Annotated in this window: 21 protein-coding genes and 1 pseudogene; 5 read left to right on the top strand and 17 right to left on the bottom strand. The window is 72.4% G+C overall.

All coding sequences use genetic code 11. The features are described from left to right. Nucleotides 1–245: 245 nt before the first annotated feature. The 6 genes from ACGFYU_RS32825 to hrcA all read right to left on the bottom strand — a co-directional run bounded on the left by ACGFYU_RS32825 (nt 246) and on the right by hrcA (nt 5,867). Nucleotides 246–1,154, bottom strand: a complete 909-nt coding sequence (locus ACGFYU_RS32825; protein ID WP_393830950.1) for a ribonuclease Z — start codon at nt 1,152–1,154, stop codon at nt 246–248. Nucleotides 1,155–1,157: 3 nt separating this feature from the next. After that, nucleotides 1,158–1,517 (bottom strand): histidine triad nucleotide-binding protein, encoded by a 360-nt coding sequence (locus ACGFYU_RS32830; RefSeq protein ID WP_382646394.1) that lies wholly within the window; start codon nt 1,515–1,517, stop codon nt 1,158–1,160. Between the two features lie 212 nt (nt 1,518–1,729). Continuing rightward, entirely contained in the window at nt 1,730–2,476 is a 747-nt protein-coding gene (locus ACGFYU_RS32835; protein ID WP_393830951.1) for a 16S rRNA (uracil(1498)-N(3))-methyltransferase, read from the bottom strand. Next, the gene (locus ACGFYU_RS32840) at nt 2,473–3,564 is read right to left on the bottom strand and encodes a nitronate monooxygenase (RefSeq protein WP_393830952.1); all 1,092 of its coding nucleotides are present in this window, start codon (nt 3,562–3,564) and stop codon (nt 2,473–2,475) included. Before ACGFYU_RS32840 ends, ACGFYU_RS32835 begins: the two co-directional genes overlap by 4 nt. Nucleotides 3,565–3,710: 146 nt before the next feature. Beyond that, nucleotides 3,711–4,850, bottom strand: a complete 1,140-nt coding sequence (dnaJ, locus tag ACGFYU_RS32845; protein ID WP_382646403.1) for a molecular chaperone DnaJ — start codon at nt 4,848–4,850, stop codon at nt 3,711–3,713. Then, nucleotides 4,851–5,867 carry a heat-inducible transcriptional repressor HrcA gene (gene hrcA, locus ACGFYU_RS32850; protein ID WP_393830953.1) on the bottom strand — a complete coding sequence of 339 codons (1,017 nt, stop codon included), beginning with the start codon at nt 5,865–5,867 and terminating at the stop codon, nt 4,851–4,853. Nucleotides 5,868–6,016: 149 nt separating this feature from the next. Here hrcA and ACGFYU_RS32855 point away from each other — a divergent pair, with 149 nt between their 5' ends. Next, the gene (locus ACGFYU_RS32855; protein ID WP_393830954.1) at nt 6,017–6,736 is read left to right on the top strand and encodes an MBL fold metallo-hydrolase; all 720 of its coding nucleotides are present in this window, start codon (nt 6,017–6,019) and stop codon (nt 6,734–6,736) included. A 34-nt stretch (nt 6,737–6,770) separates the two neighbouring features. Next, on the top strand, nt 6,771–7,571 hold the full coding sequence (locus tag ACGFYU_RS32860; RefSeq protein ID WP_393830955.1) for a DUF3097 domain-containing protein: 801 nt from the start codon (nt 6,771–6,773) through the stop codon (nt 7,569–7,571). Between the two features lie 5 nt (nt 7,572–7,576). Here the strand turns inward: ACGFYU_RS32860 and ACGFYU_RS32865 are convergent, their stop codons facing one another. Then, the gene (locus ACGFYU_RS32865) at nt 7,577–8,107 is read right to left on the bottom strand and encodes a Uma2 family endonuclease (protein WP_393830956.1); all 531 of its coding nucleotides are present in this window, start codon (nt 8,105–8,107) and stop codon (nt 7,577–7,579) included. Between the two features lie 226 nt (nt 8,108–8,333). Between ACGFYU_RS32865 and ACGFYU_RS32870 the strand changes: the two genes are divergently transcribed. Further along, nucleotides 8,334–8,972: an ADP-ribosyltransferase gene (locus ACGFYU_RS32870; RefSeq protein WP_393830957.1), complete on the top strand. Its 639-nt coding sequence runs from the start codon at nt 8,334–8,336 to the stop codon at nt 8,970–8,972. Nucleotides 8,973–8,991: 19 nt separating this feature from the next. Here the strand turns inward: ACGFYU_RS32870 and hemW are convergent, their stop codons facing one another. The 3 genes from hemW to lepA all read right to left on the bottom strand — a co-directional run bounded on the left by hemW (nt 8,992) and on the right by lepA (nt 14,222). Further along, nucleotides 8,992–10,224, bottom strand: coding sequence for a radical SAM family heme chaperone HemW (gene hemW, locus ACGFYU_RS32875; RefSeq protein WP_393830958.1), 1,233 nt, complete (start codon nt 10,222–10,224; stop codon nt 8,992–8,994). Between the two features lie 56 nt (nt 10,225–10,280). Then, the gene (locus ACGFYU_RS32880; protein WP_393830959.1) at nt 10,281–12,170 is read right to left on the bottom strand and encodes an AMP-dependent synthetase/ligase; all 1,890 of its coding nucleotides are present in this window, start codon (nt 12,168–12,170) and stop codon (nt 10,281–10,283) included. Nucleotides 12,171–12,356: 186 nt separating this feature from the next. Then, complete coding sequence (lepA, locus tag ACGFYU_RS32885; RefSeq protein WP_393830960.1) at nt 12,357–14,222, bottom strand: translation elongation factor 4; 1,866 nt, start codon at nt 14,220–14,222, stop codon at nt 12,357–12,359. Between the two features lie 243 nt (nt 14,223–14,465). Between lepA and rpsT the strand changes: the two genes are divergently transcribed. Next, the gene (gene rpsT, locus ACGFYU_RS32890) at nt 14,466–14,732 is read left to right on the top strand and encodes a 30S ribosomal protein S20 (protein WP_393830961.1); all 267 of its coding nucleotides are present in this window, start codon (nt 14,466–14,468) and stop codon (nt 14,730–14,732) included. 189 nt (nt 14,733–14,921) lie between these two features. Here rpsT and holA read toward each other — a convergent pair whose 3' ends face one another. Next, complete coding sequence (gene holA, locus ACGFYU_RS32895; protein ID WP_393830962.1) at nt 14,922–15,914, bottom strand: DNA polymerase III subunit delta; 993 nt, start codon at nt 15,912–15,914, stop codon at nt 14,922–14,924. 58 nt (nt 15,915–15,972) lie between these two features. Between holA and ACGFYU_RS32900 the strand changes: the two genes are divergently transcribed. Beyond that, a complete protein-coding gene (locus tag ACGFYU_RS32900) occupies nt 15,973–16,233 on the top strand; it encodes a hypothetical protein (protein ID WP_393830963.1) in 261 nt (86 codons plus the stop codon). Between the two features lie 2 nt (nt 16,234–16,235). On the opposite strand, the gene ACGFYU_RS32905 is transcribed toward ACGFYU_RS32900, so the two are convergent. From ACGFYU_RS32905 to leuS, 6 genes and pseudogenes are all read right to left on the bottom strand, one after another. Beyond that, nucleotides 16,236–17,117, bottom strand: coding sequence for a YceI family protein (locus ACGFYU_RS32905; protein ID WP_393830964.1), 882 nt, complete (start codon nt 17,115–17,117; stop codon nt 16,236–16,238). A 133-nt stretch (nt 17,118–17,250) separates the two neighbouring features. Then, nucleotides 17,251–19,483, bottom strand: a pseudogene (locus ACGFYU_RS32910) (ComEC/Rec2 family competence protein); the annotation flags it as partial. A 146-nt stretch (nt 19,484–19,629) separates the two neighbouring features. Next, a complete protein-coding gene (locus tag ACGFYU_RS32915; protein WP_393830965.1) occupies nt 19,630–20,556 on the bottom strand; it encodes a helix-hairpin-helix domain-containing protein in 927 nt (308 codons plus the stop codon). Nucleotides 20,557–20,654: 98 nt separating this feature from the next. After that, on the bottom strand, nt 20,655–21,500 hold the full coding sequence (locus ACGFYU_RS32920; protein ID WP_393830966.1) for a DegV family protein: 846 nt from the start codon (nt 21,498–21,500) through the stop codon (nt 20,655–20,657). A 129-nt stretch (nt 21,501–21,629) separates the two neighbouring features. Then, nucleotides 21,630–22,313 (bottom strand): hypothetical protein, encoded by a 684-nt coding sequence (locus ACGFYU_RS32925; RefSeq protein ID WP_393830967.1) that lies wholly within the window; start codon nt 22,311–22,313, stop codon nt 21,630–21,632. A gap of 157 nt (nt 22,314–22,470) precedes the next feature. Further along, on the bottom strand, nt 22,471–25,341 hold the full coding sequence (leuS, locus tag ACGFYU_RS32930; RefSeq protein WP_393830968.1) for a leucine--tRNA ligase: 2,871 nt from the start codon (nt 25,339–25,341) through the stop codon (nt 22,471–22,473). Nucleotides 25,342–25,683 lie beyond the last annotated feature (342 nt).

Genomic DNA, 25,683 nt, shown 5'->3' on the forward strand with positions numbered 1-25,683 from the left:
GTGGGTTCGGACGTTTTTGTGGGGTTCGATGTTGAGCTCCGCGAGGTCCTCCCCCCCCCCGACCCGGGGCCGGGACCCCCACGAAGCCCCCGCCAAGGGATCGTCCGAGCTCCCGGCCAGGGAACCGGCCCCGGCCCCCGCGAAGCCCCCGCCAGAAGACCGGCCGAACCCCCGGCCAGGGAACCGGCCCCGACCCCCGCGAAGCCCCCGCCAGGGACCGGCCCCGGCCCCCGCGCAGCCCCCGGCTAGGGGGCCCGCTTCGGCATCGGCACGCGGACCAAGTCCGCCGCCACCGTCAGCTCCCCCTCGAACCCCGCCCCCCGCGCCTGCCGTTCGAACTCCCCCGGGTCGGAGTACCGCTGCGAGAAGTGCGTCAGCACCAGGTGCCGGACGCCCGCGTCCCGCGCCACCCGCGCCGCCTGCCCTGCGGTGAGGTGCCCGTGGTCGGTGGCCAGTTGCGCGTCCTCGTCGAGGAACGTCGACTCGATCACCAGCATGTCGCAGCCCTCCGCCAGCGCGTGCACGCCCTCGCAGAGCCGGGTGTCCATCACGAACGCGAACCGCTGCCCCGGCTTCGGCTCGCTGACCTCTTCCAGCGTGACCCCGTCCAGTTCGCCGTCCCGCTGGATCCGGCCGACGTCCGGCCCCTTGATCCCGTGCCGCGCGAGCAGTTCGGGCAGTATCCGGCGCCCGTCTGGCTCGGTGAGCCGGTAGCCGAAGGACTCCACCGGGTGCGAGAGCCGCCGCGCCTCCAGGACGTACGAGGTCCCGCGGGCCAGCGGCCCGTCGTCGGCCACCGGCTCCTCGTCGATGATCACCGTCTCCCGGTAGGCCGTCGCGTACCGGAGCCGGTCGAAGAACTTCTGCCCGGAGGCCGGGTAGTGCGCGGTGACCGGGTGCGGGACCCGGTCGAGGTTGATCCGCTGGATCACCCCGGCGAGCCCGAGGCTGTGGTCGCCGTGGAAGTGCGTGACGCAGATCCGGTTGATGTCGTGCGCGGCCACCCCGGCGCGCAGCATCTGGCGCTGGGTGCCCTCGCCCGGGTCGAAGAGGATGCCCTCGCCGTCCCAGCGGAGCAGGTAGCCGTTGTGGTTGCGGTGGCGGGTGGGCACCTGGCTGGCGGTGCCCAGCACCACGAATTCGCGTACGGACACGGACTATCCGGGGGGCCACTGGAGGCCGCGGCCGCCGAGGACGTGCAGGTGGGCGTGGAAGACGGTCTGGCCGGCGCCGGGGCCGGTGTTGAACACGACGCGGTAACCGTGGTCGTCGATCTTCTCGTCGGCGGCGATCCGCCCGGCCTCGGTCAGTATGTCGGCGACGACGGCCGGCTCGGCGGCGGCGAGGGAGGCCGCGTCGGGGTAGTGCACCTTGGGGATGACGAGCACGTGCGTGGGCGCCTGCGGGTTGATGTCCCGGAAGGCGACGGTCGTCTCGGTCTCCCGGACCACCGTCGCCGGGATGGCCCCCGTGACGATCTTGCAGAACAGGCAGTCGGCCTGCGGTTCCCCGGCCATTGCATTGCCTCTCGTAAGGTGATCGGTCGGGGCATCGTATCCAGCCGATCGCCTGCGGCGGGCGCGCGGTCAGGTCGGGCCCGGCCCGGGTCCCGCCCGGCGCGACCCACGGGACCACCCCACCAGGACCGAGCCGTCCGGTGCCGGCTGCCGGGCCGCGGGACCGGCCCGGCAGGGCCGAGGCGCGCGGTGCGGGACGTGGTGGTAGGGGGTCAGGACCAGCGGCCCGTGCGGGCCAGGAGGACCGCCGTGGCGGCGGTGCCGGCCGTGGAGGTGCGCAGCACCGAGCGGCCCAGGCGGTAGGGGTGGGCCCCCGCCTCGGCGAAGACGGTCAGCTCCTCCGGGGAGACCCCGCCCTCGGGGCCGACCACCAGCACCACGGAGCCCGCGGCGGGCAGTTCGGCCGTGGCCAGCGCCTCGGAGGGGGTGTCGCGGTCCTCGTGGAGGACCATCGCCAGATCGGCGCCGGCCAGCAGCGCCGCCACCTGCTTCGTGGACATGGCCTCGGCCACCTCCGGGAAGCGGACGCGTCGGGACTGCTTGCCCGCCTCCCGGGCCGTGGCCCGCCACTTGGCCAGGGACTTGGCCCCGCGGTCGCCGCGCCACTGCGTGATGCAGCGCGAGGCCTGCCACGGCACGATCGCGTCCACGCCCGTCTCGGTCATGGTCTCGACGGCCAACTCGCCGCGGTCGCCCTTGGGGAGGGCCTGGACCACCGTGATGCGGACCGCGGGCTCCGGCTCCTCCTCGATGGCGTGCAGGTCCATGACTACCAGCCGGTCCTTGCCCTCGGCGGCCTTGACCACGCCCTCCGTCCAGTGGCCGCGCCCGTCGGTGAGGACCACGTCCTCACCGGGGTTCAGCCGCTTCACGGACACCGCGTGCCGGCCCTCCGGGCCGTCCAGGACGAACTCCGGTCCCGCCGGGACCTCTTTGACCACGAACACCGGGGCGGTCATGACGCACTCCTCATCTGTCTTGCCTTCAACGTGCTCTGTGCCTCGGCCACTTCCGCCGCCAGCACCTCCACCAGCTCCCCCGCCGGCAGCGTCCGCGCCATCCGGTGCCCCTGGCCCGCCCACAGGGCCATGCCCTGCGGGTCGCCGGCCGCGGCGGCCGCCTTGCGCAGCCCCGCGGTCAGGTGGTGGATCTGAGGGTAGGCGGCCGGGGCATAGGGCCCGTGCTCCCGCATGAAGCGGTTCACCAGCCCCCGCGCGGGCCGCCCGGAGAAGGCCCGGGTCAGCTCGGTTCGTACGAACAGCGGGTCCGTCAGCGCCTTCTTGTGCAGCGGGTCCGCGCCCGACTCGGGGCAGGCCAGGAAGGCGGTCCCGAGCTGGGCCGCCTCCGCGCCCGCCGCCAGCAGCGCGGCGATCTGCGAGCCCCGCATGAGGCCGCCCGAGGCGATGATCGGGAGGGCCACCGCCTCCCGTACCTGGGCCACCAGCGCGAGCAGGCCCACGGCCGCCGTGCCGTCGGCCTGCGGATCGTCCCGGTGGGTGCCCTGGTGGCCGCCGGCCTCCACGCCCTGGACGCAGACGGCGTCGGCGCCCGCCTCCTGAGCGGCGCGGGCCTCCTCGACGGAGGTCACGGTGACGACGGTGTACGTACGGGCCTTGCGCAGGGCGGCGAGGGCCGCGGGCGTGGGGCAGCCGAAGGTGAAGGAGACGACCGGGACCGGGTCCTCCAGGAGGATGGCCATCTTGGCGTCGTAGCCGTCGTCGCTGGTGCCGATGATGTCCTCGTCGGCGAGGGACACGTCGTACCAGCGGGCCTCGCCGGCCAGCTGCCCGCGGTACGCCTCCACGGCGGCCGGGTCCACGTAACCGGTCTGCGGCATGAAGAGGTTCACGCCGAAGGCGCGCCGGGTGAGCGCGCGTACCCGTTTGATCTCCTGGTACATGCCGTCGGCGGTCTTGTAGCCGCCGGCCAGGAAGCCCAGTCCGCCCGCCTCGCACACGGCGGCGACGAGGGGCGGACAGGAGGCGCCGCCCGCCATGGGAGCCTGCACGATCGGGTGGGGGGAGAGACCGTTCGGTGCGGAGGACATGGACTGCATCGTGCCATGTCCCGCTCAGGGGACCGAATCACGGCATTCGCCTGGCATAGTCCGCTTCCCGGCGTGGCCGGAACGGATGCGCCGAGCCCGGCCGGGGGCGTCCCCCGGCCGGGCTCGGCGATCGGATCCCGTGCCGGTCAGCGGCCGTTGAACGCGTCCTTCAGACGGCTGAACAGACCCTGCTGCCCCGGAGCGAACTGGCCCATCGGCCGCTCCTCGCCGCGCAGCTTGGCCAGCTGGCGCAGCAGTTCCTCCTGCTGGGCGTCCAGCTTGGTCGGGGTGGTGACCTCGACGTGGACGATCAGGTCGCCGCGCCCGCCGCCCCGCAGGTGCGTGACGCCGCGCCCGTGCAGCGGGATCGACTGCCCCGAACCGGTACCGGGCCGGATGTCGATCTCCTCCATGCCGTCCAGCGTCTCCAGCGGGCACTTGGTGCCCAGGGCCGCGGCCGTCATGGGGATGGTCACCGTGCAGTGCAGGTCGTCCCCGCGCCGCTGGAAGGTCGGGTGGGACAGCTCGTGGATCTCCACGTACAGGTCGCCGGCGGGGCCGCCGCCGGGGCCGACCTCGCCCTCGCCCGCGAGCTGGATCCGGGTGCCGTTCTCGACGCCGGCCGGGATCTTGACCGTGAGGCTGCGGCGGGAGCGGACCCGGCCGTCGCCCGCGCACTCGGGGCACGGGGTCGGAACCACGGTGCCGAAGCCCTGGCACTGGGGGCAGGGGCGCGAGGTCATGACCTGGCCCAGGAAGGACCGGGTGACCTGCGAGACCTCACCGCGGCCGCGGCACATGTCACAGGTCTGCGCGGAGGTGCCGGGGGCGGCGCCCTCGCCGGAGCAGGTGGTGCAGACGACGGCCGTGTCGACCTGGATGTCCTTGGTGGTCCCGAAGGCCGCCTCGTCCAGCTCCAGGTCCAGGCGGATCATGGCGTCCTGGCCGCGCCGGGTCCGCGAGCGCGGGCCGCGCTGCGAGGCCTGCCCGAAGAAGGCGTCCATGATGTCGGAGAAGTTGCCGAAGCCGCCCGCCCCGAAGCCGCCCGCTCCGCCGCCACCGCCCGAGGAGGACAGCGGGTCGCCGCCGAGGTCGTAGACCTGCTTCTTCTGCGGGTCCGAGAGGACCTCGTAGGCGGCGTTGATCTCCTTGAAACGCTCTTGCGTCTTGGGATCGGGGTTCACATCCGGGTGCAGCTCGCGCGCGAGCCGCCGGAATGCCTTCTTGATCTCATCCTGCGATGCGTCGCGGCGCACGCCGAGAACGGCGTAATAGTCCGTGGCCACTTACGACTCCGCCAGGATCTGTCCGACGTAACGTGCCACTGCGCGTACCGCTCCCATCGTTCCGGGGTAGTCCATGCGGGTCGGTCCGACCACGCCGAGCTTGGCGACTGTTTCGCCGCCCGAACCGTAACCGACCGACACCACGGACGTGGAGTTCAGTCCTTCATAGGCATTCTCATGCCCGATCTTCACAGCCATCCCCGACTCGTTGGCCTCGCCGAGCAGCTTGAGGAGCACGACCTGCTCCTCCAGCGCTTCGAGCACCGGCCTGATCGTCAGGGGAAAATCGTGTCCGAAGCGCGTGAGATTGGCGGTACCGCCGATCATCAGCCGCTCCTCGGCTTCCTCGACCAGGGTTTCGAGGAGCGTCGCGAGCACGGTGGAGACGGTGCCGCGGTCCTCGGCCTCGAAGGATTCGGGGAGGTCCTGGACGAGCGGGGGGACATCGGTGAAACGGCGGCCGACGACCCGGCTGTTGAGCCGGGCCCGCAGATCCGCGAGCGAGGCCTCGCCGAAGGGCGCCTGACAGTCGACCAGCCGCTGCTCGACGCGGCCCGTGTCCGTGATCAGGACGAGCATCAGCCGGGCCGGGGCCAGCGACAGCAGCTCGACGTGGCGCACGGTGGAGCGCGTCAGCGAGGGGTACTGGACGACCGCGACCTGCCGGGTGAGCTGCGCGAGCAGCCGCACGGTGCGGCCGACGACGTCGTCGAGGTCGACGGCGCCGTCGAGGAAGTTCTGGATGGCCCGGCGCTCGGGCGTCGACAGCGGTTTGACCCCCGCCAGCTTGTCGACGAAGAGGCGGTAGCCCTTGTCGGTGGGGATCCGGCCGGCGCTGGTGTGGGGCTGGGCGATGTAGCCCTCCTCCTCCAGCACGGCCATGTCGTTGCGCACGGTGGCGGGCGAGACGCCGAGGCGGTGCCGCTCGGTGAGCGCCTTGGAGCCGACCGGCTCCTCCGTCCCGACGTAGTCCTGGACGATGGCGCGCAGCACTTCGAGTCTGCGTTCGCTGAGCATCGCGCACACCTCCAGCTGTGGTCCGTTGCCTTGGTTCGTTTCCGTGGGCATTGGCACTCGGATCGTTCGAGTGCCAGAGATCCCCCGCTCAGTGTACGGCCGGGTAGTAAGACCCTGGCAAGGGAGGCCCGCCAGGGTAGCGTCGCGGCATGGACGTGCGTTGGGAAGAGGCGGGCTGGGAACGGCTGACCGGGCGGACCGGCCGCAGGCGGCTCCCGGTGTGGGATTGCACGGTGGGGCTGGTGGTGGGGGACGAGTCGGCACTCCTGATCGATCCCGGTTCGTGCCTGCGCGAGGGCGCCGGGGTGCGGGCCGAGGCGGAGCGGCTGGCGGGCCGGCACGTGACCCATATCGCATTCACGCACGGCCATTTCGATCATGTCCTGGGCGGGGCCGCCTTCGCGGGCGCGGAGTTCTACGGCGCGGTCGGGCTGGACGCGCTGCTGTCGACGGGCGGTGAGGAGCTGCGCGGGGACGCGGCACGCCACGGCCTGGCGGAGGCGGAGGCCGCGGAGGCGGTGGACCTGCTGGTGCCGCCGAAGCACCTGGTGTCGGGCGAGTGGACGCTGGACCTGGGCGGGGTGCAGGTGTTGCTGGCGAACGTGGGGCCGGGGCACACCGGGCACGACCTGGCCGTCTTCGTGCCGGGCGAGCGCGAGGCGGTGTTCTGCGGGGACCTGGTGGAGGAGTCCGGGGAGCCGCAGGCGGGCCCGGACGCCATGCCTCGGCAGTGGCCCGCCGCCCTGGACCGGCTGCTGTCGCTGGGCGGGGAGGACGCGCTGTACGTGCCGGGTCACGGAGCGGTGGTCGACGCGGGCTTCGTGCGTGCGCAACGCGCCACACTGGCGGCCCGTTTCGGCGTGTCGTAGGCGTGATCGGCGCGCCTCTCCTACGCTCGGCCGGATGCGCGAGTACTCCCCCGACCTGACCCCGCAGTGGAAGCGCCCCAGGGCCGTGCCGGAGGTGGCGGCCGAGCCCGATCTGGTGGTCGAGGTGGCCGGTACGGACTTCTGCGGCGCGGTGGTGGCCTGCGAGGCGGGCACGGTGACCCTGGAGGACCGTTTCGGCAAGCGGCGGGTATTCCCGATGGAGCCCCGCGGCTTCCTGCTGGACGGGGCGGTCGTCACCCTGGTCCGCCCGTCGCGGGCGCCGGCCGCCCCGGCCCGCACCGCCTCCGGGTCGATCGCCGTCCCCGGGGCTCGGGCGCGGGTGGCGCGGGCGGGCCGGATCTACGTCGAGGGCCGCCACGACGCGGAGCTGGTGGAGCGGGTCTGGGGTGACGACCTGCGCATCGAGGGCGTGGTGGTGGAGTACCTGGAGGGCATCGACGACCTCCGGGCCATCGTCGCCGACTTCGCCCCGGGCCCGGACGCCCGTCTGGGCGTCCTGGTGGACCACCTCGTCCCGGGCTCGAAGGAATCCCGCATCGCGGCCTCGGTGACCTCGGGGGACGTCCTGATCGTGGGCCACCCGTACATCGACGTCTGGCAGGCGGTGAAGCCGTCGGCCCTGGGCATCCCGGCGTGGCCGGTGGTCCCGCGCGGCCAGGACTGGAAGACGGGCGTCTGCCGGGCACTGGGCTGGCCGGAGAACACGGGGGCAGCCTGGCAGCACATCCTGTCCCGGGTGACCTCGTACAAGGACCTGGAGCCGACCCTGCTGGGCCGCGTCGAGGAGCTGATCGACTTCGTGACGGCCCCCTGACCGGGCTACGGCAGGGTGCCGAACTCCGTGGTGTCGAGGGTGACGCCGAGCACGTCGAGCGGCAAAGGCTCGCCGAACTTGCTGGTCCGCTCGGTTCGATAGTCGGCCTCTTCCCCCGCACCGAACGGCTCGGTGAGCACCACGCACTTGGCCTGGAAGGGGTCGATGATCAGATACGTGGGGATGCCACCCGCCGCGTAGATGGAGCGCTTCGTCACGTAGTCGCGCAGCTTGCTGGTCTTGGAGACGACCTCGACCACCGCGGCCAAGGTTCCGGCGGGCAGCAGACGACCCGAATCCGGCGCGGCCTCGGCCGGCAGAACGACGAGGTCCGGCTGCGGCTCGGACGACTCGGCCGGGATGTCCACGTCCTGCGTCTGGAGCGGATACCAGCGCCCCACGGGGATCTGCCGCTGGACGAACATGACGATCAGGTTGTGGACCACGTCCGGCCCCGCCATCATCACGATTTCCCCCCTGAGGAGCTCTACCTTGACCCCCTCGGGAGGCTCGAAGCTCCCGAAGTACTCGGTCATCCGGCGATCATCCACAGCGGTCATCTCCGTGGTCCTCCGTGTTCTGCCGCCGTCGCTTACGGCTCGCAGCCTAGGGACCAGCGTAGACACGTGCTCCCGTGTTCCGCCCGGATTCACCCCGGCGAGCGATCCGTCAAGCCCGAGCCGCCTCCGGCAGGGACACGCTCACCTTCGAGTGACGTTGCGTAATCACCGCGGCGCGCGCCGCAAGGCTGGGCTGGGCTTCATGATCACCTTTGCCCCGCGGAAGCGGATCGTCCTCGTCGCGACCGCGCTCGCCGCCGCCCTGCTGCCCGCCGCCTCCACCACCGCCTCGGCCACCTCCCCCGCCCAGGCTGCGCACGCCGCGCACGCCGCTCCGGCGAACTCCTGCCCGCTCATCCAGGACCGCCTGTTCGCCGCCGCGGACCAGCGGGCGGAGGTGGGGCGCATCACCCCGACCCCGTCCTGGCGCACGAACTGCAAGCAGCTCTACCGCTCCGACAGCCGTCCGCCGTCGATCGTGTTCGCGGAGGGCTTCCACCCCAAGGACACGCTCAACGGGCAGTACGACGTCGAGAAGTACGTCCTGGTCAACCAGCCCTCCCCGTACGTCTCCACGACCTACGACCACGACCTGTACAAGACGTGGTGGAAGAGCGGCTGGAACTACTACATCGACGCCCCGGGCGGGGTGGACGTCAACAAGACCATCGGGGACACCCACAAGTACGCCTCGCAGGTCGAGGTGGCCTTCCCGGGCGGTATCGAACGCTCCTTCATCGTCGCGGTCTGCCCGGTCGACAAGGTGCTGAAGATCGAGATCATGAACGAGTGCCAGGACAACCCGTACTACCAGCCCTGGCGGGAGAACTACCCGGGCTGAGCGGCCCCTCGGGACCTGGTCAGTCGACCAGGTCCCGGACCACGGCGTCGGCGAGCAGCCGGCCCCGCAGGGTGAGCACGGCCCGGCCGGCCTCGTACGGCGCGGCCTCCAGCAGCCCGTCGGCCAGGGCCCGGCGGGACGCCGCGAGCCCGGCCGGCGCGAGCAGCGACAGCGGCACCCCGTCCACCAGGCGCAGCTCCAGCAGGATCCGCTCGACCCGGCGGTCCTCCTCGGAGAGGAGCTCGCGGCCCGCGCCCGGGGAGCGGCCCTCGGCCAGCGCCGCCGCGTAGGCGCCCGGGTGCTTGACGTTCCACCAGCGGACCCCGCCCACGTGCGAGTGGGCGCCGGGGCCCGCGCCCCACCAGTCGGCGCCGCGCCAGTACAGCTCGTTGTGCAGGCAGCGGCCGGCCTCCGAGGTGGCCCAGTTCGAGACCTCGTACCAGTGGAAGCCGGCGTCCGCCATGACCTCGTCGGCGATCAGGTACCGGTCGGCGTGCACGTCGTCGTCGGTCATCGGGACCTCGCCGCGGCGGATCCGGCGGGCGAGCTGGGTGCCCTCCTCCACGATCAGCGCGTAGGCGCTGATGTGGTCGGGGCCGGCGCCGAGCGCGGCGTCCAGCGAGGCCCGCCAGTCCTCGTCGGACTCCCCGGGCGTGCCGTAGATCAGGTCGAGGTTCACGTGCTCGAAGCCCGCCGCCCGGGCCTCCGCGACGCACGCCTCGGGCCGTCCGGGGGTGTGCGTGCGGTCCAGCACCTTCAGGACGTGCTGCCGGGCGCTCTGCATGCCGAAGGAGATCCGGTTGAAGCCGCCGGCCCGCAGCTCGGCCAGGTACCGCGGATCCACGGACTCCGGGTTGGCCTCGGTGGTCACCTCGGCGTCTTCGGCCAGCCCGAACTCGTCCCGGATCGCCGCGAGCATCCGTACGAGGTCCCCGGCGGGCAGCAGCGTGGGCGTGCCGCCGCCGACGAACACGGTCCTGACCTCCCGCGGGTCGTCCCCGAGCACCTTCCGCGCCAGCCTGACCTCGTCGATCAGGGTGTCGGCGTAGTTCTCCCGGGAGGCGAGCACACCGCCGGTACCCCGCAGCTCGGTGGCCGTGTAGGTGTTGAAGTCGCAGTACCCGCAGCGCGTGGCGCAGTACGGGACGTGCAGGTAGAACCCGAGCGGCCGGTCCCCCGCCCCCACCAGGGCGTGCGACGGCAGCGACCCGTCCTCGGGCATGGGTTCCCCATCGGGCAGTGCGGAAGGCATACCGCCATTGTCCCGCACTGCCCCATGGTCGTTTACGCCCCGGGCCGGGCCGGGGGCTACGCCTCCCGGGAGCCCTCGTACATCTCCTCGATGAGGTGCTTGAACTCGCGCTCGACGACCGGGCGCTTCAGCTTGAGGCTGGGGGTGAGGTCACCGTGCTCCACGTCGAGGTCGCGCGGCAGGATCCGGAACTTCTTCACCGTCTGCCAGCGCTGGAGCCCCTCGTTCAGGGTCTGTACGTACGTCTCGATCAGGCGGTTGGTCTCCGGCGCCGCGAGGACCTGTCCGTACGTCTTGCCCTCCAGGCCGTTCTCGGCCGCCCAGCCCATGATCGACGGCTCGTCGAGCGCGATCAGGGCCGAGCAGAAGTTCCGGTCGGCCCCGTGCACGACGATGGTCGACACGTACGGGCAGATCGCCTTGAACTGGCCCTCGATCTCGGCCGGGGCGACGTACTTGCCGCCCGAGGTCTTGATCAGGTCCTTCTTGCGGTCGGTGATCCGCAGGTAGCCGTCGGCCGACAGCTCGCCGATGTCACCGGTGTGCAGCCAGCCGTCGGACTCCAGGACCTCGGCGGTCTTCTCCGGCTGCCCGTGGTAGCCCTGCATGATGCCGGGGCCGCGCAGCAGGACCTCGCCGTCGTCGGCGATGCGGACCTCGGTGCCGGGGAGCGGCTTGCCGACCGTGCCGGTGCGGTAGGCCTCGCCCGGGTTGACGAAGGAGGCGGCGCTGGACTCGGTCAGACCGTAGCCCTCCAGGATGTGGATGCCCGCGCCGGAGAAGAAGTAGCCGATCTCGGGGGCCAGGGCGGAGGCGCCGGAGACGGCGGCGCGCAGGTTGCCGCCGAAAGCCTCGCGCAGCTTGGAGTAGACGAGCGCGTCGGCGATCTTGTGCTTGGTGGCGAGGCCGAAGGGGGCGGTGGCCTGGCCGGTGCGGCGGAAGTTGTCCTGGGTGACCTTGGCGTACTCGCGGGCCACGCCCACCGACCACTGGAAGATCTTGTACTTGGCCCCGCCGCCGGCCCGCGCCTTGGCGGCCACGCCGTTGTAGACCTTCTCGAAGATGCGCGGGACGGCCGCCATGTACGTGGGCTGCACGACCGGCAGGTTTTCGATGATCTTGTCGATGCGGCCGTCGACGGCGGTCACGTGCCCGACCTCGATCTGCCCGGAGGTCAGCACCTTGCCGAAGACGTGGGCCAGCGGCAGCCACAGGTACTGGACGTCGTCCTTGGTGATCAGGCCGGTGGCGACGGTGGCCTTGGCCATGTACGACCAGTTGTCGTGCGGCAGCCGGACGCCCTTGGGGCGGCCGGTGGTGCCCGAGGTGTAGATGAGGGTGGCGAGCTGGTCGGCGGTGATGGCCGCGATCCGCTCCTTGACGGCCTCGGGGTGCTTGGCGAGGTACTCCGCGCCGCGCTTCTCCAGGTCGGCGAGGGAGAGCACCCAGCCCTCGGGGTCGCCGTCCTCGGCGATCGCGTCGGCCGCCTCCACGACCACCACGTGGGCGAGGTGCGGCAGGTCGGCGCGGCGCTCGCGCGCCTTCGCCAGCTGCTTGCCGTCCTCGGCGATGAGCACCCGGCTCTCGGAGTCGGCGAGGATGAACGCCGATTCCTCCGCGTTCGTGCTCGGGTAGATGGTGGTGACCGCGCCGCCGGCGCACATGACGCCGAGGTCGGCGAGGATCCACTCGACGCGGGTGTTGGAGGCGAGCGCGACCCGCTCCTCCGGGCCGAGGCCGAGGTCGATCAGACCGGCGGCGATGGCGAAGACCCGCTCGGCCGCCTGGCCCCAGCTCAGCGACTTCCAGTCGTCGGGGCCCTGACCGCCGGCCGCCGGGACGGGGAACCGGTACGCCTCCGCATGCGGCGTGGCGGCGACGCGCTCAAGGAAGAGGGCCGCCACGGTGGGCGGGCGGTTCTCGATCAAGGTCTGTGTGTCGCTCACGGACGTCCTCCGGACCAGCGGCAGGGGCTGTCATTCAGGGTCTTGTAACTGGCGAGTAACCATCGAACCGTGATCAGAGTAGGTGCCCTCCGCCTGGTACGTAAGAGCCCGCGAGCGGCCGATTCATAACGAAAGAGGCCCCCGCGCGTCCGCGCGGGGGCCTGATTTCGTCTACGAGTGGAGCGGCTACTTCTTCTTGCCGCCGGACTCGTCGCTGGAGAGGACGGCGATGAAGGCCTCCTGCGGGACCTCCACGGAGCCGACCATCTTCATGCGCTTCTTGCCTTCCTTCTGCTTCTCCAGCAGCTTCCGCTTACGGGAGATGTCACCGCCGTAGCACTTGGCGAGGACGTCCTTGCGGATGGCGCGGATGGTCTCGCGGGCGATGACGCGGGAGCCGATCGCGGCCTGGACCGGCACCTCGAAGGCCTGCCGCGGGATGAGCTCGCGCAGCTTGGCGACCAGGCGCACGCCGTAGGCGTAGGCGGCGTCCTTGTGGCAGACGGCGGAGAAGGCGTCGACCTTGTCGCCGTGCAGCAGGATGTCGACCTTGACCAGGCTGGAGGACTGCTCGCCGGTGGGCTCGTAGTCGAGGGAGGCGTAGCCGCGCGTCTTGGACTTCAGCTGGTCGAAGAAGTCGAAGACGATCTCAGCGAGGGGGAGGGTGTAGCGGATCTCGACGCGGTCCTCGGAGAGGTAGTCCATGCCGAGGAGCGTGCCGCGGCGCTGCTGGCACAGCTCCATGATCGCGCCGATGAACTCGGTGGGCGCGAGCACGGTGGCCCGTACGACCGGCTCGAACACGTCCGAGATCTTGCCCTCGGGGAACTCGCTCGGGTTGGTGACGGTGACTTCCTTGCCGTCCTCCATGACCACCCGGTAGACCACGTTGGGAGCGGTGGCGATCAGGTCGAGGCCGAACTCGCGCTCCAGGCGCTCGCGGACCACGTCCAGGTGGAGCAGGCCGAGGAAGCCGACGCGGAAGCCGAAGCCGAGCGCGGCGGAGGTCTCCGGCTCGTAGACGAGCGCGGCGTCGTTGAGCTGCAGCTTGTCCAGGGCCTCGCGCAGGTCCGGGTAGTCCGAGCCGTCGAGCGGGTACAGGCCCGAGAAGACCATCGGCTTCGGGTCCTTGTAGCCGCCGAGGGCCTCGGTCGCGCCGTTGTTCAGGCTGGTGATCGTGTCACCGACCTTGGACTGACGGACGTCCTTCACGCCGGTGATGATGTAGCCCACCTCGCCGACGCCGATGCCGTCGGCCGGGGTCATCTCGGGCGAGGAGACACCGATCTCCAGCAGCTCGTGGGTGGCGCCGGTGGACATCATCCTGATGCGCTCGCGCTTGTTGAGCTGGCCGTCGACCACACGGACGTAGGTGACCACACCGCGGTACGAGTCGTAGACCGAGTCGAAGATCATGGCGCGGGCCGGGGCGTCCTTGACGCCGACCGGGGCCGGGACGGTGGCGACGACCTTGTCCAGCAGGGCGTCGACGCCCATGCCGGTCTTCGCGGAGACGCGCAGCACGTCGTCGGGGTCGCAGCCGACCAGGTTCGCGAGCTCCTCGGCGAACTTCTCCGGCTGGGCGGCCGGCAGGTCGATCTTGTTCAGGACCGGGACGATCGCGAGGTCGTTCTCCATCGCCAGGTACAGGTTGGCGAGGGTCTGCGCCTCGATGCCCTGGGCGGCGTCCACCAGGAGGATCGTGCCCTCGCACGCGGCGAGGGAGCGCGATACCTCGTAGGTGAAGTCGACGTGCCCGGGGGTGTCGATCATGTTGAGGATGTGAGTGCTGCCCTGACCCTCGCCCGTGGTGGGAGCCCAGGGCAACCGGACCGCCTGGGACTTGATCGTGATGCCTCGCTCACGCTCGATGTCCATGCGGTCGAGGTACTGGGCGCGCATCTGCCGCTGGTCGACCACACCGGTGAGCTGGAGCATCCGGTCGGCAAGGGTCGACTTGCCGTGGTCGATGTGCGCGATGATGCAGAAATTGCGGATCAGCGCCGGGTCGGTACGGCTCGGCTCGGGCACGTGGCTGGGGATCGCGGGCACGCAGTGTCCTGATTCTCGGGTCGCAGTCGGAACGAAGCTCGGAGCGAAAGTTCGGATCTCGTCGCCTTCGTCGGCGCGATGTCGGATCTGTACGCAGGCTCCCATGGTCCCATGGACGGGGCAGTGCGCTCGGTTTGGGCCGCCGGGAGCGTGCCTGGTAGCCTGGGCAGCTGTGTCTCGTATGCCCTCTCAGCTGTCGAGGCACGATCCGAAACAAAACTCTGAACCTGAAAAGGCTCTTTCGTGGCGAACATCAAGTCCCAGATCAAGCGGAACAAGACGAACGAGAAGGCGCGCCTGCGCAACAAGGCCGTCAAGTCTGCTCTCAAGACCGCGATCCGCAAGGCCCGCGAGGCCGTCCTCGCCGGTGACGTCGAGAAGGCCACCGTGGCTTCCCGCGCCGCCGCGCGTGCGCTCGACAAGGCTGTCTCGAAGGGTGTCATCCACAAGAACGCCGCCGCCAACAAGAAGTCGGCGCTGGCCTCCAAGGTTGCCTCCCTGCAGGGCTGAGCTCCCTGATGTGATCGCCGGATAGGGATCCAGCGGGCCCTCTCTCCCGCTCCTGACCGGCACCCCGCACCGCATTCGGCCGCGTTCGCCACGCGGGTGCGGTGCAACCAGAGCAGTGACCGAAGGCCCCGGCCGCCACCCTTCCCCAGGGTGGCGGACGGGGCCTTCGTGCTGCTCGGACCGCGGAGGCTAGCGGCGCTGGGGGCGGGCGGCGCGGGCCACGGCCACGACCGCCTTCTCCAGGGCGTACTCGGGGTCGTCACCGCCGCCCTTCACTCCCGCGTCGGCGGCGGCCACGGCGCGCAGGGCGTCCGCGACGCCGTCCGCCGACCAGCCCCGCATCTGCTGGCGGACCCGGTCGATCTTCCACGGCGGCATCCCCAGGTCCCGGGCAAGGTCGCCCGGGCGGGCACCGCGCGGGGCGGAGGCCAGCTTGCCGATCGCGCGCACGGCCTGGGCCAGCGCGCTGGTGATCAGGACCGGCGCCACCCCGGTGGACAGCGACCAGCGCAGGGCCTCCAGAGCCTCCGCCGCCCGCCCCTCGACCGCCCGGTCGGCGACCGTGAAGCTGGAGGCCTCCGCCCGCCCCGTGTAGTAGCGGCCGACCACGGCCTCGTCGATCGTGCCCTCGACGTCCGCGCACAGCTGCGCCGCCGCGCTCGCCAGCTCCCGCAGGTCGCTGCCGATCGCGTCGACGAGGGTCTGGCACGCCTCCGGGGTCGCCGACCGGCCCAGCGTGCGGAACTCTCCCCGCACGAAGGCCAGCCGGTCCGCCGGCTTCGTCATCTTCGGGCAGGCGACCTCCCGGGCGCCCGCCTTCCGCGCCGCGTCCAGCAGGCCCTTGCCCTTGGCCCCGCCCGCGTGGAGGAGGACGAGGATGATCTCCTCGTAGGGCGCGTCGAGGTACGCCTTCACCTCCTTGACCGTGTCCGCGGACAGGTCCTGGGCATTGCGCACGATCAGGACCTTGCGCTCGGAGAAGAGCGAGGGGCTCGTGAGCTCCGCCAGCGTGCCGGGCTGGAGCTGCTCGGAGGCGAGGTCGCGGACGTCCGTGTCGGGGTCGGCGGCGCGGGCGGCCGCCACCACCTCCCGCACGGCACGGTCGAGCAGCAGGTCCTCCTGCCCCACCGCGAGGGTGAGCGGGGCGAGCGGATCGTCGGTTGAGTTCTTCCTGGTGGCCATCGGATCCAGCATCCCACGCCGCACTGACAACCCCCCGCGCCGCGGCCCCCCTCACCGGATGATCGAGAATGGTCGCGTGAACGTGCGACATGTACTCGTCCTGCCCGACCGCGACGCCGCCGAGGAGGTGGCCCAGGAGGTCGTCGACCGCTTCGGCCTCCCCGAGGAGCCGCAGTTGGTCCGCGACGCCCTCGCCGGCGAGGACGACGCCGAGGACGCCCAGTGGCTGGTGGTCGTCGAGGACCCGCGGGAACGGCTCGACACCACCGCCCTGGACGCCCTCGCCGCCGAGTACGAGGGGTGGCTGGAGGCTCCCTAGCCTCAGGCCTTGTGGACGATCTGGACGTCCAGCGTCACTGCCACGCTCGAACCGACCGCCGCGATCCCGTGGGCCAGCATCGACTGCCAGTTCAGGGTGAAGTCCTCGCGCTGCAGTTCGGCGGTGGCCCGGCAGGCGGCCCGCGGCTCGCCCTCCAGGCCCGTGCCGAGCCCCAGGTACCGGGTGTCCAGGGTGACCGAGCGGCTGACCCCGTGGAGGGTCAGGGCGCCGGCGACGGCCCAGCGGCTGCCGCTGCGGTGGATGAAGCGTTCGCTGTAGAACTCCACCGTCGGGTGCCGGACCGCGTCCAGGAAGTCCGCCGACCTCAGATGGTCGTCGCGCCTGCGCACCCCGGTGTCGATGCTCGCCGCGTCGATGATCACATGCATGGAGGAGTCCTCCATGCGGTCGGCTATCCGCACCGCGCCCGCGAAGGTGTTGAAGCGGCCGCGGATCCGGGCGAACCCGATGTGCCGGGCCGTGAAACCGATGGACGAGTGCGTCGGGTCGAGCTCCCAGTGACCGGGCTGCGGCAGCCGCGGCGGTTCCACCGCGTCCAGGATGATCTCCCCGGTGCCGGGCTGCGCCGGGTCCCCCACGAGCGTCGCCCCGTGGAAGGGCGCGTACCCCTCCGCGGTGACCGAGAGCCGGTACTCCCCCTCCGGCACGGCCGCCGTGAACCCGCCGTACGGGTCGGTCTCGCCGCTGACGATCCGGCGGCCGATCGGGTCGGTCACCTCGAACGCGGCCTGGCGGATCGGCTGGTGGACGGTGTCGAGGACACGGCAGCTGAGCAGCCGTGCCGTCGGCGGCAGTGTCAGTGTCGCGGATGTCTGTGGGCTGGGACTTCCGGCCGTCTCCATCCCCCGTCGGCGACCGAACATGGCTGATGCACCCCCGTGCTGTGTGGACTTGGACCGTTCTGGCGAAGACGCATTCGATCATGCTGTCGGGTCGGGGGCAAACAGAGCGGTCGCGCCCGGTATGCCCGCGCCTGCTCCGCCGCCGGTTGGCCGGAACCGCCCGCATCCCCGGGCCGCTTCCGGTGACCGCGATCGAGCCGTCGGTGTCGGTGCGCAGCACGGTCGCCCCCAACGCCCGCAGCCGGGTGAGCGTACCGGGTGCGGGGTGCCCGTAGCGGTTGCCCGCGCCGACCGGGACGAGCGCGAGCCGGGGCCGGATCCGGGCGAGCAGCACGGGGTCCTGGTGTGCGGAGCCGTGGTGCGCGACCTTGAGGACGTCCACCGGACCCAGTTCCGGATGGTCCCTCAACAGGGCTTGCTGCGCTGGCGGTTCGAGGTCGCCGAGCAGCAGCAGCGTCACGCCCGCGCCGCGCACCAGCAGAGCCACGCTGGCGTCGTTGGGCCCTTCCGGCGGCGGTGCGTCCCGGCGCGGCCAGAGCACCTCCCACTCCAGCGGACCGGCTCGCCTCCGCTCCCCCGCGGCCGCCCGCACGACGGGTACGCCGGCGGCCGCCGCGGTCCGGCGGACGAACTCCGCCTGCCCCTGCGGCTCTTCCAGCGCGGTGGCCTGAATCACACCCACGGACCGGCCCCGCAGCACCCCTGACAGACCGCCCACGTGGTCGGCGTGAAAGTGCGTCAGCAGAAGCATCGGCACCCGGCGCACCCCCAGGGATCTCAAGCAGGAGTCCACCGGGCCTGGGTCGGGACCGGTGTCCACCACGAGGGCCTCGCCCGGGCCGACGGAGAGTACGGCGGCGTCCCCCCTGGCCCACGGCGCACTGCACGTAGCTCCAGTCGGGCGGGGGCCAGCCGGTGAGCGTACGGGTGAGCTGTGGCGGCCGCAGGACGACGAGGAGCAGCAGTACCGCGAGGGCTGCGCAGACCCACCGCCGCCGGCCGAACCGGGCGCCGAGGCCGACAAGGGCCGCGGTGGCGGCGGCCAGCAGCAGCCCGCCGGTGAGCCCGCCCGGCCAGGACAGTTCCGCTCCCGGCAGCCGCGCCCCGGCCCGTGCCACGGCGGCGATCCACCCGGCCGGCACCCCGGCGCACCAGGCGAGCACCCGCGCGGCCGGCATCCACACCGGGGCGGCCGCGAGCGTCGCGAAGCCGAGCACGGTCGCCGGACCCGCCGCCAGCTCGGCCAGCAGGTTGCACGGCACCGCCACCAGGCTGACCCGGGCGGCGAGCACGGCCACCACGGGCGCGCACACCGCCTGGGCGGCCGCGGCCGCCCCCAGGGCCTCGGCGAGCCGGGGCCGCATGCCGCGCCGCCGCAGGGCTTCGCTCCACCGGGGCGCGAGGGTGAGCAGGGCCCCGGTGGCCAGGACCGAGAGCAGGAAGCCGTGACTGCGGGCCAGCCACGGGTCGTAGAGGACGAGGAGCAGCACGGCGGCGCCCAGGGCCGGGATCAGGGATCTGCGCCGCCCGGTGGCGATGGCCAGCAGGGTGACGGCGCCGCAGGCCGCGGCCCGCAGCACGCTGGGCTCCGGCCGGCACACCACCACGAAGGCCGACGTCAGGGCCGCCCCGCACACGGCGGTCGCCCGCAGCGAGAGCCCGAGCCGCGGTGCCAGCCCGCCCCGCTCGGCCTGCTGTGCGCGGGCCGGGGGCCCGATGAGCAGGAACAGCACCACGGTCAGGTTGGATCCGGAGACGGCCAGCAGGTGCAGCAGATCGGTGGCCCGGAAGGCCTCGTGCAGGTCCGGCGGCACCCTGGAGGTGTCCCCGACGACCAGCCCCGGCAGCAGGGCCCCGGCGTCCGGCGCGAGCCCCTCGGTGGCCTCGCGCAGCCCGGCCCGCAACCGTCCGGCGAACCGCTGCGCGGGATCCGGGCCGCCGGTCACCTCGGGCGGGGTGTCACCGGCCGGGCGCAGCAGCACCCCGGCCCGCTCCCCGCTCCGCGCCGGGGCCAGCCGGGCGTCCACGGCGACCCGGGTGGAGGGCTGCAGCCGGGCCCATCCGGGGTGCGCGGCGAGCACTCGTACCGGGGTCTCGACGCGGGTCCGCGCCCCGTCGGGCCCGGTCACCCGGGTCACCACCGCGTCCAGCACCACCAGCGGCGGCCCGCTGCCGCCGCGGGGGACCGGCACCCGCGGGTCGGAGCCGACGGTGAGCTCCGCGTGGACGCGGGCATGGTCCCGGGCCAGCCCGGCGACGGGTCCGGCCCGCGCCTCGGCCCGCTGGAGCCCGGCCACCCCGGCCCCGGCGGCCGCGCACAGCAGGGCCGCGGCGGCCGCCGGGGCGATCTTCCACAGCGGCCCCGGACGCCCGCCCCCGGCCGCCATCAGCAGCCCGGCCACGACCACACCCAGGCCCGCCCCGGCGGCGCTCCAGCCCGCCGGTGCGTCCAGGGCGAGGGCGGCCGCCGCCCAGGCCGCGAGGGCCGGCGCCACCAGGCGCAGATCCACCGGCCCCCGGCCCTCGGGGCGGTTCACGGCCGCACCAGCGCGCGCAGGTCGGCGAAGCGCCGCTCGCCGATGCCGTTGACCTGCCGGAGCTCCTCCACGGAACGGAAGCCCCCGCGCGCGGTGCGGAAGTCCACGATGTGCTGCGCCAGCACCGGTCCCACCCCGGGCAGGCCGTCCAGCTGCTCGACCGTGGCCGTGCCGAGGCTGACGGGGCCGGGGCTCGGCCCCGCCCCGCCCGGCGGGGGCTGCGCGGGGGCGCCCACCAGCACCTGTTCGCCGTCCACCAGCACCCGGGCCCGGTTCAGCCCGGAGGTGTCCGTGCCCGGCCGCACTCCCCCGGCGGCGGCCAGCGCGTCCTCGACCCGCGAGCCGGCGGGCAGCCGCCGCACGCCCGGGTCCCGGACCTTGCCGCTCACGTCGACGACGATCCGCCCGCCGGTCCCGGCGGTCCCTGGCGGGGCCCCCGTCCCCGCGAACGCCGGTGCCGTCACGGACACCCCACCGGGGGCGAGCACCGCGGGCGGGGCCACCGGCTGCGGTCGGGCCGTCCAGTACTGCTGTGCCGCGAACCCGACCGCCGCGACGAGTACCACCCCCACGGCGGCCACCGTGCGCGGCTCCACCGCGCAGCGGGCCTGGAGCCACACCGGCAGCCGTTCCCGTACCGCCAGCCTCCGCGCCGCCCCGGAGGACAGCCCCGAGGACGGCTCGGCCGCCTCCGTGGGCGGGGCCCCGGACGTCACCTCGACCGGGACCGCACGCAGCGGCGGCGGTGTCCCGGGCGGACCGCTGCCACCCAGCAGGGCCTCGGCCCGGCGCCGCACAGCGGCCGGCTCCGGATGGGGACGGCGGCGCTCACGGCGGTGCCTGAGACGGCTGTCGGAAAGTCGGGGACGGCCCGGGCCGCTGGTGGCGCCCGACGGATGCGCGATACGCGTTCGAAGAGTCATGCCACGACGGTAGGGGCCCCTCCCGACCGCCGTTCGGAGCCCTCAATTCCGGTGGACGACAAGTCCGTTGTGGACAACCGGGCCACCCGTTCCGGTGATCAGCGGGGCGAGACGACCGCCGCCAGCAGCCCCGGCCCGGTGTGCGCGCCGATCACCGCGCCCACCTCGCTGACGTGCAGCTCGACCAGCCCGGGGATGCGCTCCCGCAACCGCTGGGCGAGCTTGTCGGCCCGCTCCGGGGCCGCGAGGTGGTGCACCGCCACGTCGACGCTGCCCGACCCGGCGCGTTCCACGGCCAGCTCCTCCAGGCGGGCGATGGCCTTGGAGGCCGTACGCACCTTCTCCAGCATCTCGATCCGCCCGCCCTCCAGCGTGAGCAGCGGCTTCACGGCCAGGGCGGAGCCGAGCAGGGCCTGGGCGGCGCCGATCCGGCCGCCACGGCGCAGGTAGTCGAGGGTGTCGACGTAGAAGTACGCGGACATGTCGGCCGCCCGCTTCTCGGCGGCGGCCACGGCCTCGTCGACGCAGCCGCCCGCCTCGGCCACCTCGGCGGCGGCGAGCGCACAGAAGCCGAGGGCCATCGCGACCATGCCGGTGTCCACGACGCGGACCGGCACGGGTGCGGTCCTGGCGGCGACCACGGCGGCGTCGTAGGTCCCGGAGAACTCCGCGGACAGGTGCAGGCTCACGATGCCGGTCGCACCGGCGTCCACGGCCGCCTGGTAGGCCCGTACGAACTCCTCCGGGCTGGGGCGCGAGGTGGTGACCGACCGGCGCTTCTGCAGGGCCAGGGCCAGGCTGCGCGCCGAGATCTCGGTGCCCTCCTCCAGTGCCTCGCCGCCGAGTACGACGGTGAGCGGGACGGAGGTGATTCCGTGCCGCGCCATGGCCGGTTGGGGCAGGTAGGCCGTGGAATCGGTGACGATGGCGACATGGCGGGACATGAGGCGGAGGTTACCGCCAGTGGGGGTGCTCCGGCAGCCGGGGCCCCCTGACGGGGCTTGCGGCGGCTCCGCCCCCGGACCCCCGCGCCCCGAACGCCGGCGAGGCCGAACGTGTCGGCGCCGCCGGAACTACGTGGTGCTCTCCGGACGGGGCGTCTTCTGCCACGGGTACGGGGTCGCCGGAGTCGCCTGGTTCAAAGCGGCCGGCTGCGGTCCCGCGTCCCACGCCGGCGCCGCCGCAGGCGCCGTCAGGTCGTCCACCGACGGGCGGGACCAGTCCCGCAGGGCGGTCGACTCGACCTCGATCTGGGCCGACAGCTCGGACAGGTCGTCGGACGCGAAGCGGCGGGCGCGGTCGCGCGCTGCCCAGCGCAGCGAGTCCGCCGACTGCGTGATCTTGGCGGTGCGCTCGCGCAGGTCGGGCAGGCTGTCGGCGATCCGCTTGCGGTCCGGTTCCTGCTCCAGCCGCTTCAGCTCCTCGTCCAGCTCGCGCCCGTGGGCGCTCAGCCGCTCGAACAGCGCGATGGACTCCTGCAGCGAAGCATCCACCCGGACGCCCTCGTACAGCGCCTGCTGCGTGGCCCGCATCGACGTCCGCAGGTCCAGCCGCAGCTGCGCCAGCGCCGCCGTGACCCCGACCTGTCCGAGGCTCTTCGCCCTCAGCGTGGTGTCCTCCACCGTCCGCCGGGCCTGCGTGATCGTCCGGTCCACTCCGCGCTTGGCCGCCTTCACCGCCTTGACGGTCACGAACACACCCAGGCTCACCATGGCGACAAACACCATCAGCGCGAAGATGATCAACGCGGCCTCCATGAGTGCCCCTTCCCCAGTCCCCGCAGCTCTTTCTCCGTCCTCTCCACCGTAAACGCCACGGGCAGGTCAGGGGTTCCAATCGAACCCCCAACCTGCCCGTACGGGACTTCCCCCATGGGGGATGACCTCAGACGACCTCAGACGACCTCAGGCGACCTCAGATGACGATGTTCACCAGCTTCGGCGCACGCACGATCACCTTGCGGATCTCCGCACCGCCCAGCGCCGCGACGACGCCCTCATCGGTCACGGCCAGCTGCTCCAGCTCCGCCTCCGAGATCGACGGCGCCACCTCCAGCCGCGCCTTGACCTTGCCCTTGACCTGCACCACGCACGTCACGCTCTCGTCCACGACGTACGCCGGGTCCGCGACCGGGAAGTCCTGGTGGACGACCGACTCGGGGTGGCCCAGGCGCTGCCACAGCTCCTCCGCGATGTGCGGGGCCAGCGGGGCGATCAGCAGGACCAGCCGCTCGGCGACGGAGCGCTCCAGCGGGCGGCCCGCCTTGGTCAGGAAGTTGTTCAGCTCGGTGATCTTGGCGATGGCGGTGTTGAACCGCAGCCCCGCCATGTCCGCGCCGGCCCCGTCGATCGCCTTGTGCAGCGCGCGCAGGGTGTCCTCGCCCGGCTCTGCGTCGACGACGGTGACGGCGCCGGTCTCCTCGTCCACGATGTTGCGCCACAGGCGCTGCAGCAGCCGGTACTGGCCGACCACGGCGCGGGTGTCCCACGGGCGCGAGACGTCCAGCGGCCCCATCGCCATCTCGTACAGGCGCAGGGTGTCCGCGCCGAACTCCTCGCAGATCTCGTCCGGCGTCACGGCGTTCTTCAGGGACTTGCCCATCTTGCCGTGCTCGCGCTTGACCTGCCGGCCGTCGTAGAAGTACGCGCGGTCGCGCTCCTCGACCTCGGCCGCCGGGACGTACACACCGCGCTCGTCGGTGTAGGCGTACGCCTGGATCATGCCCTGGTTGAACAGCTTGTGGAACGGCTCCGCCGAGGACACGTGGCCCAGGTCGAACAGCACCTTGGACCAGAAGCGCGCGTACAGCAGGTGCAGCACCGCGTGCTCCGCGCCGCCCACGTACAGGTCGACACCGCCGTGCGGCGCGCCCTCGCGCGGCCCCATCCAGTACTGCTCGATGGCCGGGTCGACCAGCGCCGAGGCGTTGTTCGGGTCCAGGTAGCGCAGCTCGTACCAGCAGGAACCGGCCCAGTTGGGCATGGTGTTGGTCTCGCGCCGGAAGGAGCGGACGCCGCGGCCGTCGCCCAGGTCCAGCTCGACGTTGACCCACTCCTCGTTGCGGGACAGCGGGGTCTCCGGCTTCGAGGTGGCGTCGTCCGGCTCGAAGGTGCGCGGCGAGTAGTCCTCGACCTCCGGCAGCTCCAGCGGCAGCATCGACGCGGGCAGCGGGTGCGCGACGCCGTCCTCGTCGTAGACGATCGGGAAGGGCTCGCCCCAGTACCGCTGGCGGCTGAACAGCCAGTCGCGCAGGCGGAAGTTGACCGTGCCCTCGCCGATGCCGCGCTCGGCCAGCCAGTCGGTGATCGCGGCCTTGGCCTCGACGACGCCCAGGCCTTCCAGCGAGATGGCCTCGTTCGAGGAGTTGACCAGCTTGCCGTCGTACGAGACGAAGGCGTCGTCCCACGTCGACGGGTCGGTGCCGCGCTCGTCCGACGGCTGCACGACGCAGCGCATCGGCAGCTCGAAGGCGCGCGCGAACTCGAAGTCGCGGGCGTCGTGCGCCGGGACCGCCATGATCGCGCCGGTGCCGTAGCCCATCAGCACGTAGTCGGCGATGAAGACCGGGACCTTCGCGCCGCTGACCGGGTTGACCGCGTACTCGCCGGTGAAGACGCCGGTCTTCTCCTTGGCGTCGGCCTGCCGCTCGACGTCCGACTTGGCGGCGGAGAACGCGCGGTACGCCGCGACGGCCTCGGCCGGGGTGGCGTGCCCGCCGGTCCACACCTCGTGGGTGCCCTCGGGCCAGGCGGCCGGGATGAACTTCTCGACCAGCGGGTGCTCGGGCGCCAGGACCATGTAGGTCGCGCCGAACAGGGTGTCGGGGCGGGTGGTGAAGACGGTGACGGCCTCGTCGCCCAGCGCGAAGTCGACGCGCGCGCCTTCGCTGCGGCCGATCCAGTTCCGCTGCTGCAGCTTGATGGCCTCGGGCCAGTCCAGCTCGTCCAGGTCGTCCAGCAGCCGGTCCGCGTAGGCGGTGATCCGCATGTTCCACTGGCTCAGCCGCGACTTGAAGACCGGGAAGTTGCCGCGCTCGGAGCGGCCGTCCGCGGTCACCTCCTCGTTGGCCAGCACGGTGCCCAGCCCGGGGCACCAGTTCACGGGCGCGTCCGAGGCGTACGCCAGCCGGTACTCGTTCAGTACGTCGGCCCGCTCGCCCGCGGTCAGACCGGCCCAGGCGCGGCCGCCGGGGACCTCACGGGTGCCGTTCTCGAAGGCGGCGACCAGCTCGGCGATCGGGCGGGCCTTCTTGGCGTCCGCGTCGTACCAGGAGTTGTAGATCTGCAGGAAGATCCACTGGGTCCACTTGTAGTAGTCCGGGTCGATCGTCGCGAACGAGCGGCGCTTGTCGTGGCCCAGGCCCAGCCGGCGCAGCTGGACCTTCATGTTCTCGATGTTCGCCTCGGTGGACACGCGCGGGTGGGTGCCGGTCTGCACGGCGTACTGCTCGGCCGGCAGGCCGAAGGCGTCGAAGCCCAGGGTGTGCAGGACGTTGTGTCCGGTCATCCGCTGGTGACGGGCGAAGACGTCGGTGGCGATGTAGCCCAGCGGGTGGCCGACGTGCAGGCCCGCACCGGACGGGTACGGGAACATGTCCATGATGAACTTCTTGGGCCGTGCGACGACCGCGGCGTCCCCGGCCAGGTCACCGGTCGGGTTCGGGGCCTCGTACGTGCCCTGCGCGTCCCATACGTCCTGCCAGCGTGCCTCGATGTCGGCGGCCATGGCAGCCGTGTAACGGTGCGCCTCGGCCGCCTCGGGGGCCGGGGTGTTCGTCTCGCTCATGATTCCTGAAGCTCCATCGATCGTCTCTGCCGTCTCTGCCTGCCCAAACGAAAAAACCCCTCGCACAGGAGGGGACGCCGCGCCGATGCCGACCGTCTCTGAGGGTCGGCACTGTTCAGCGCGGCTCGGTAAGCAGAAGGCGTACGGCACGCATGGCGTCAGGGTACCGCAGCGGCCCCCGCGGACGCTCGGCCGTTCCGAGGGTCGAGCACAACGAGAAGCGGGGGGCCCCCGCCCGGGGGGGCGCGGGGTGTCTGGGTGGGGTAATGGGAGTTTAATAACGACCAACCACAAAACAAAAAGGCGCGCCGCCACACAAACAATAAACCAACTCCCGGAGGG

This window comes from Streptomyces sp. NPDC048337 (assembly GCF_043201175.1).
Classification (GTDB): domain Bacteria; phylum Actinomycetota; class Actinomycetes; order Streptomycetales; family Streptomycetaceae; genus Streptomyces.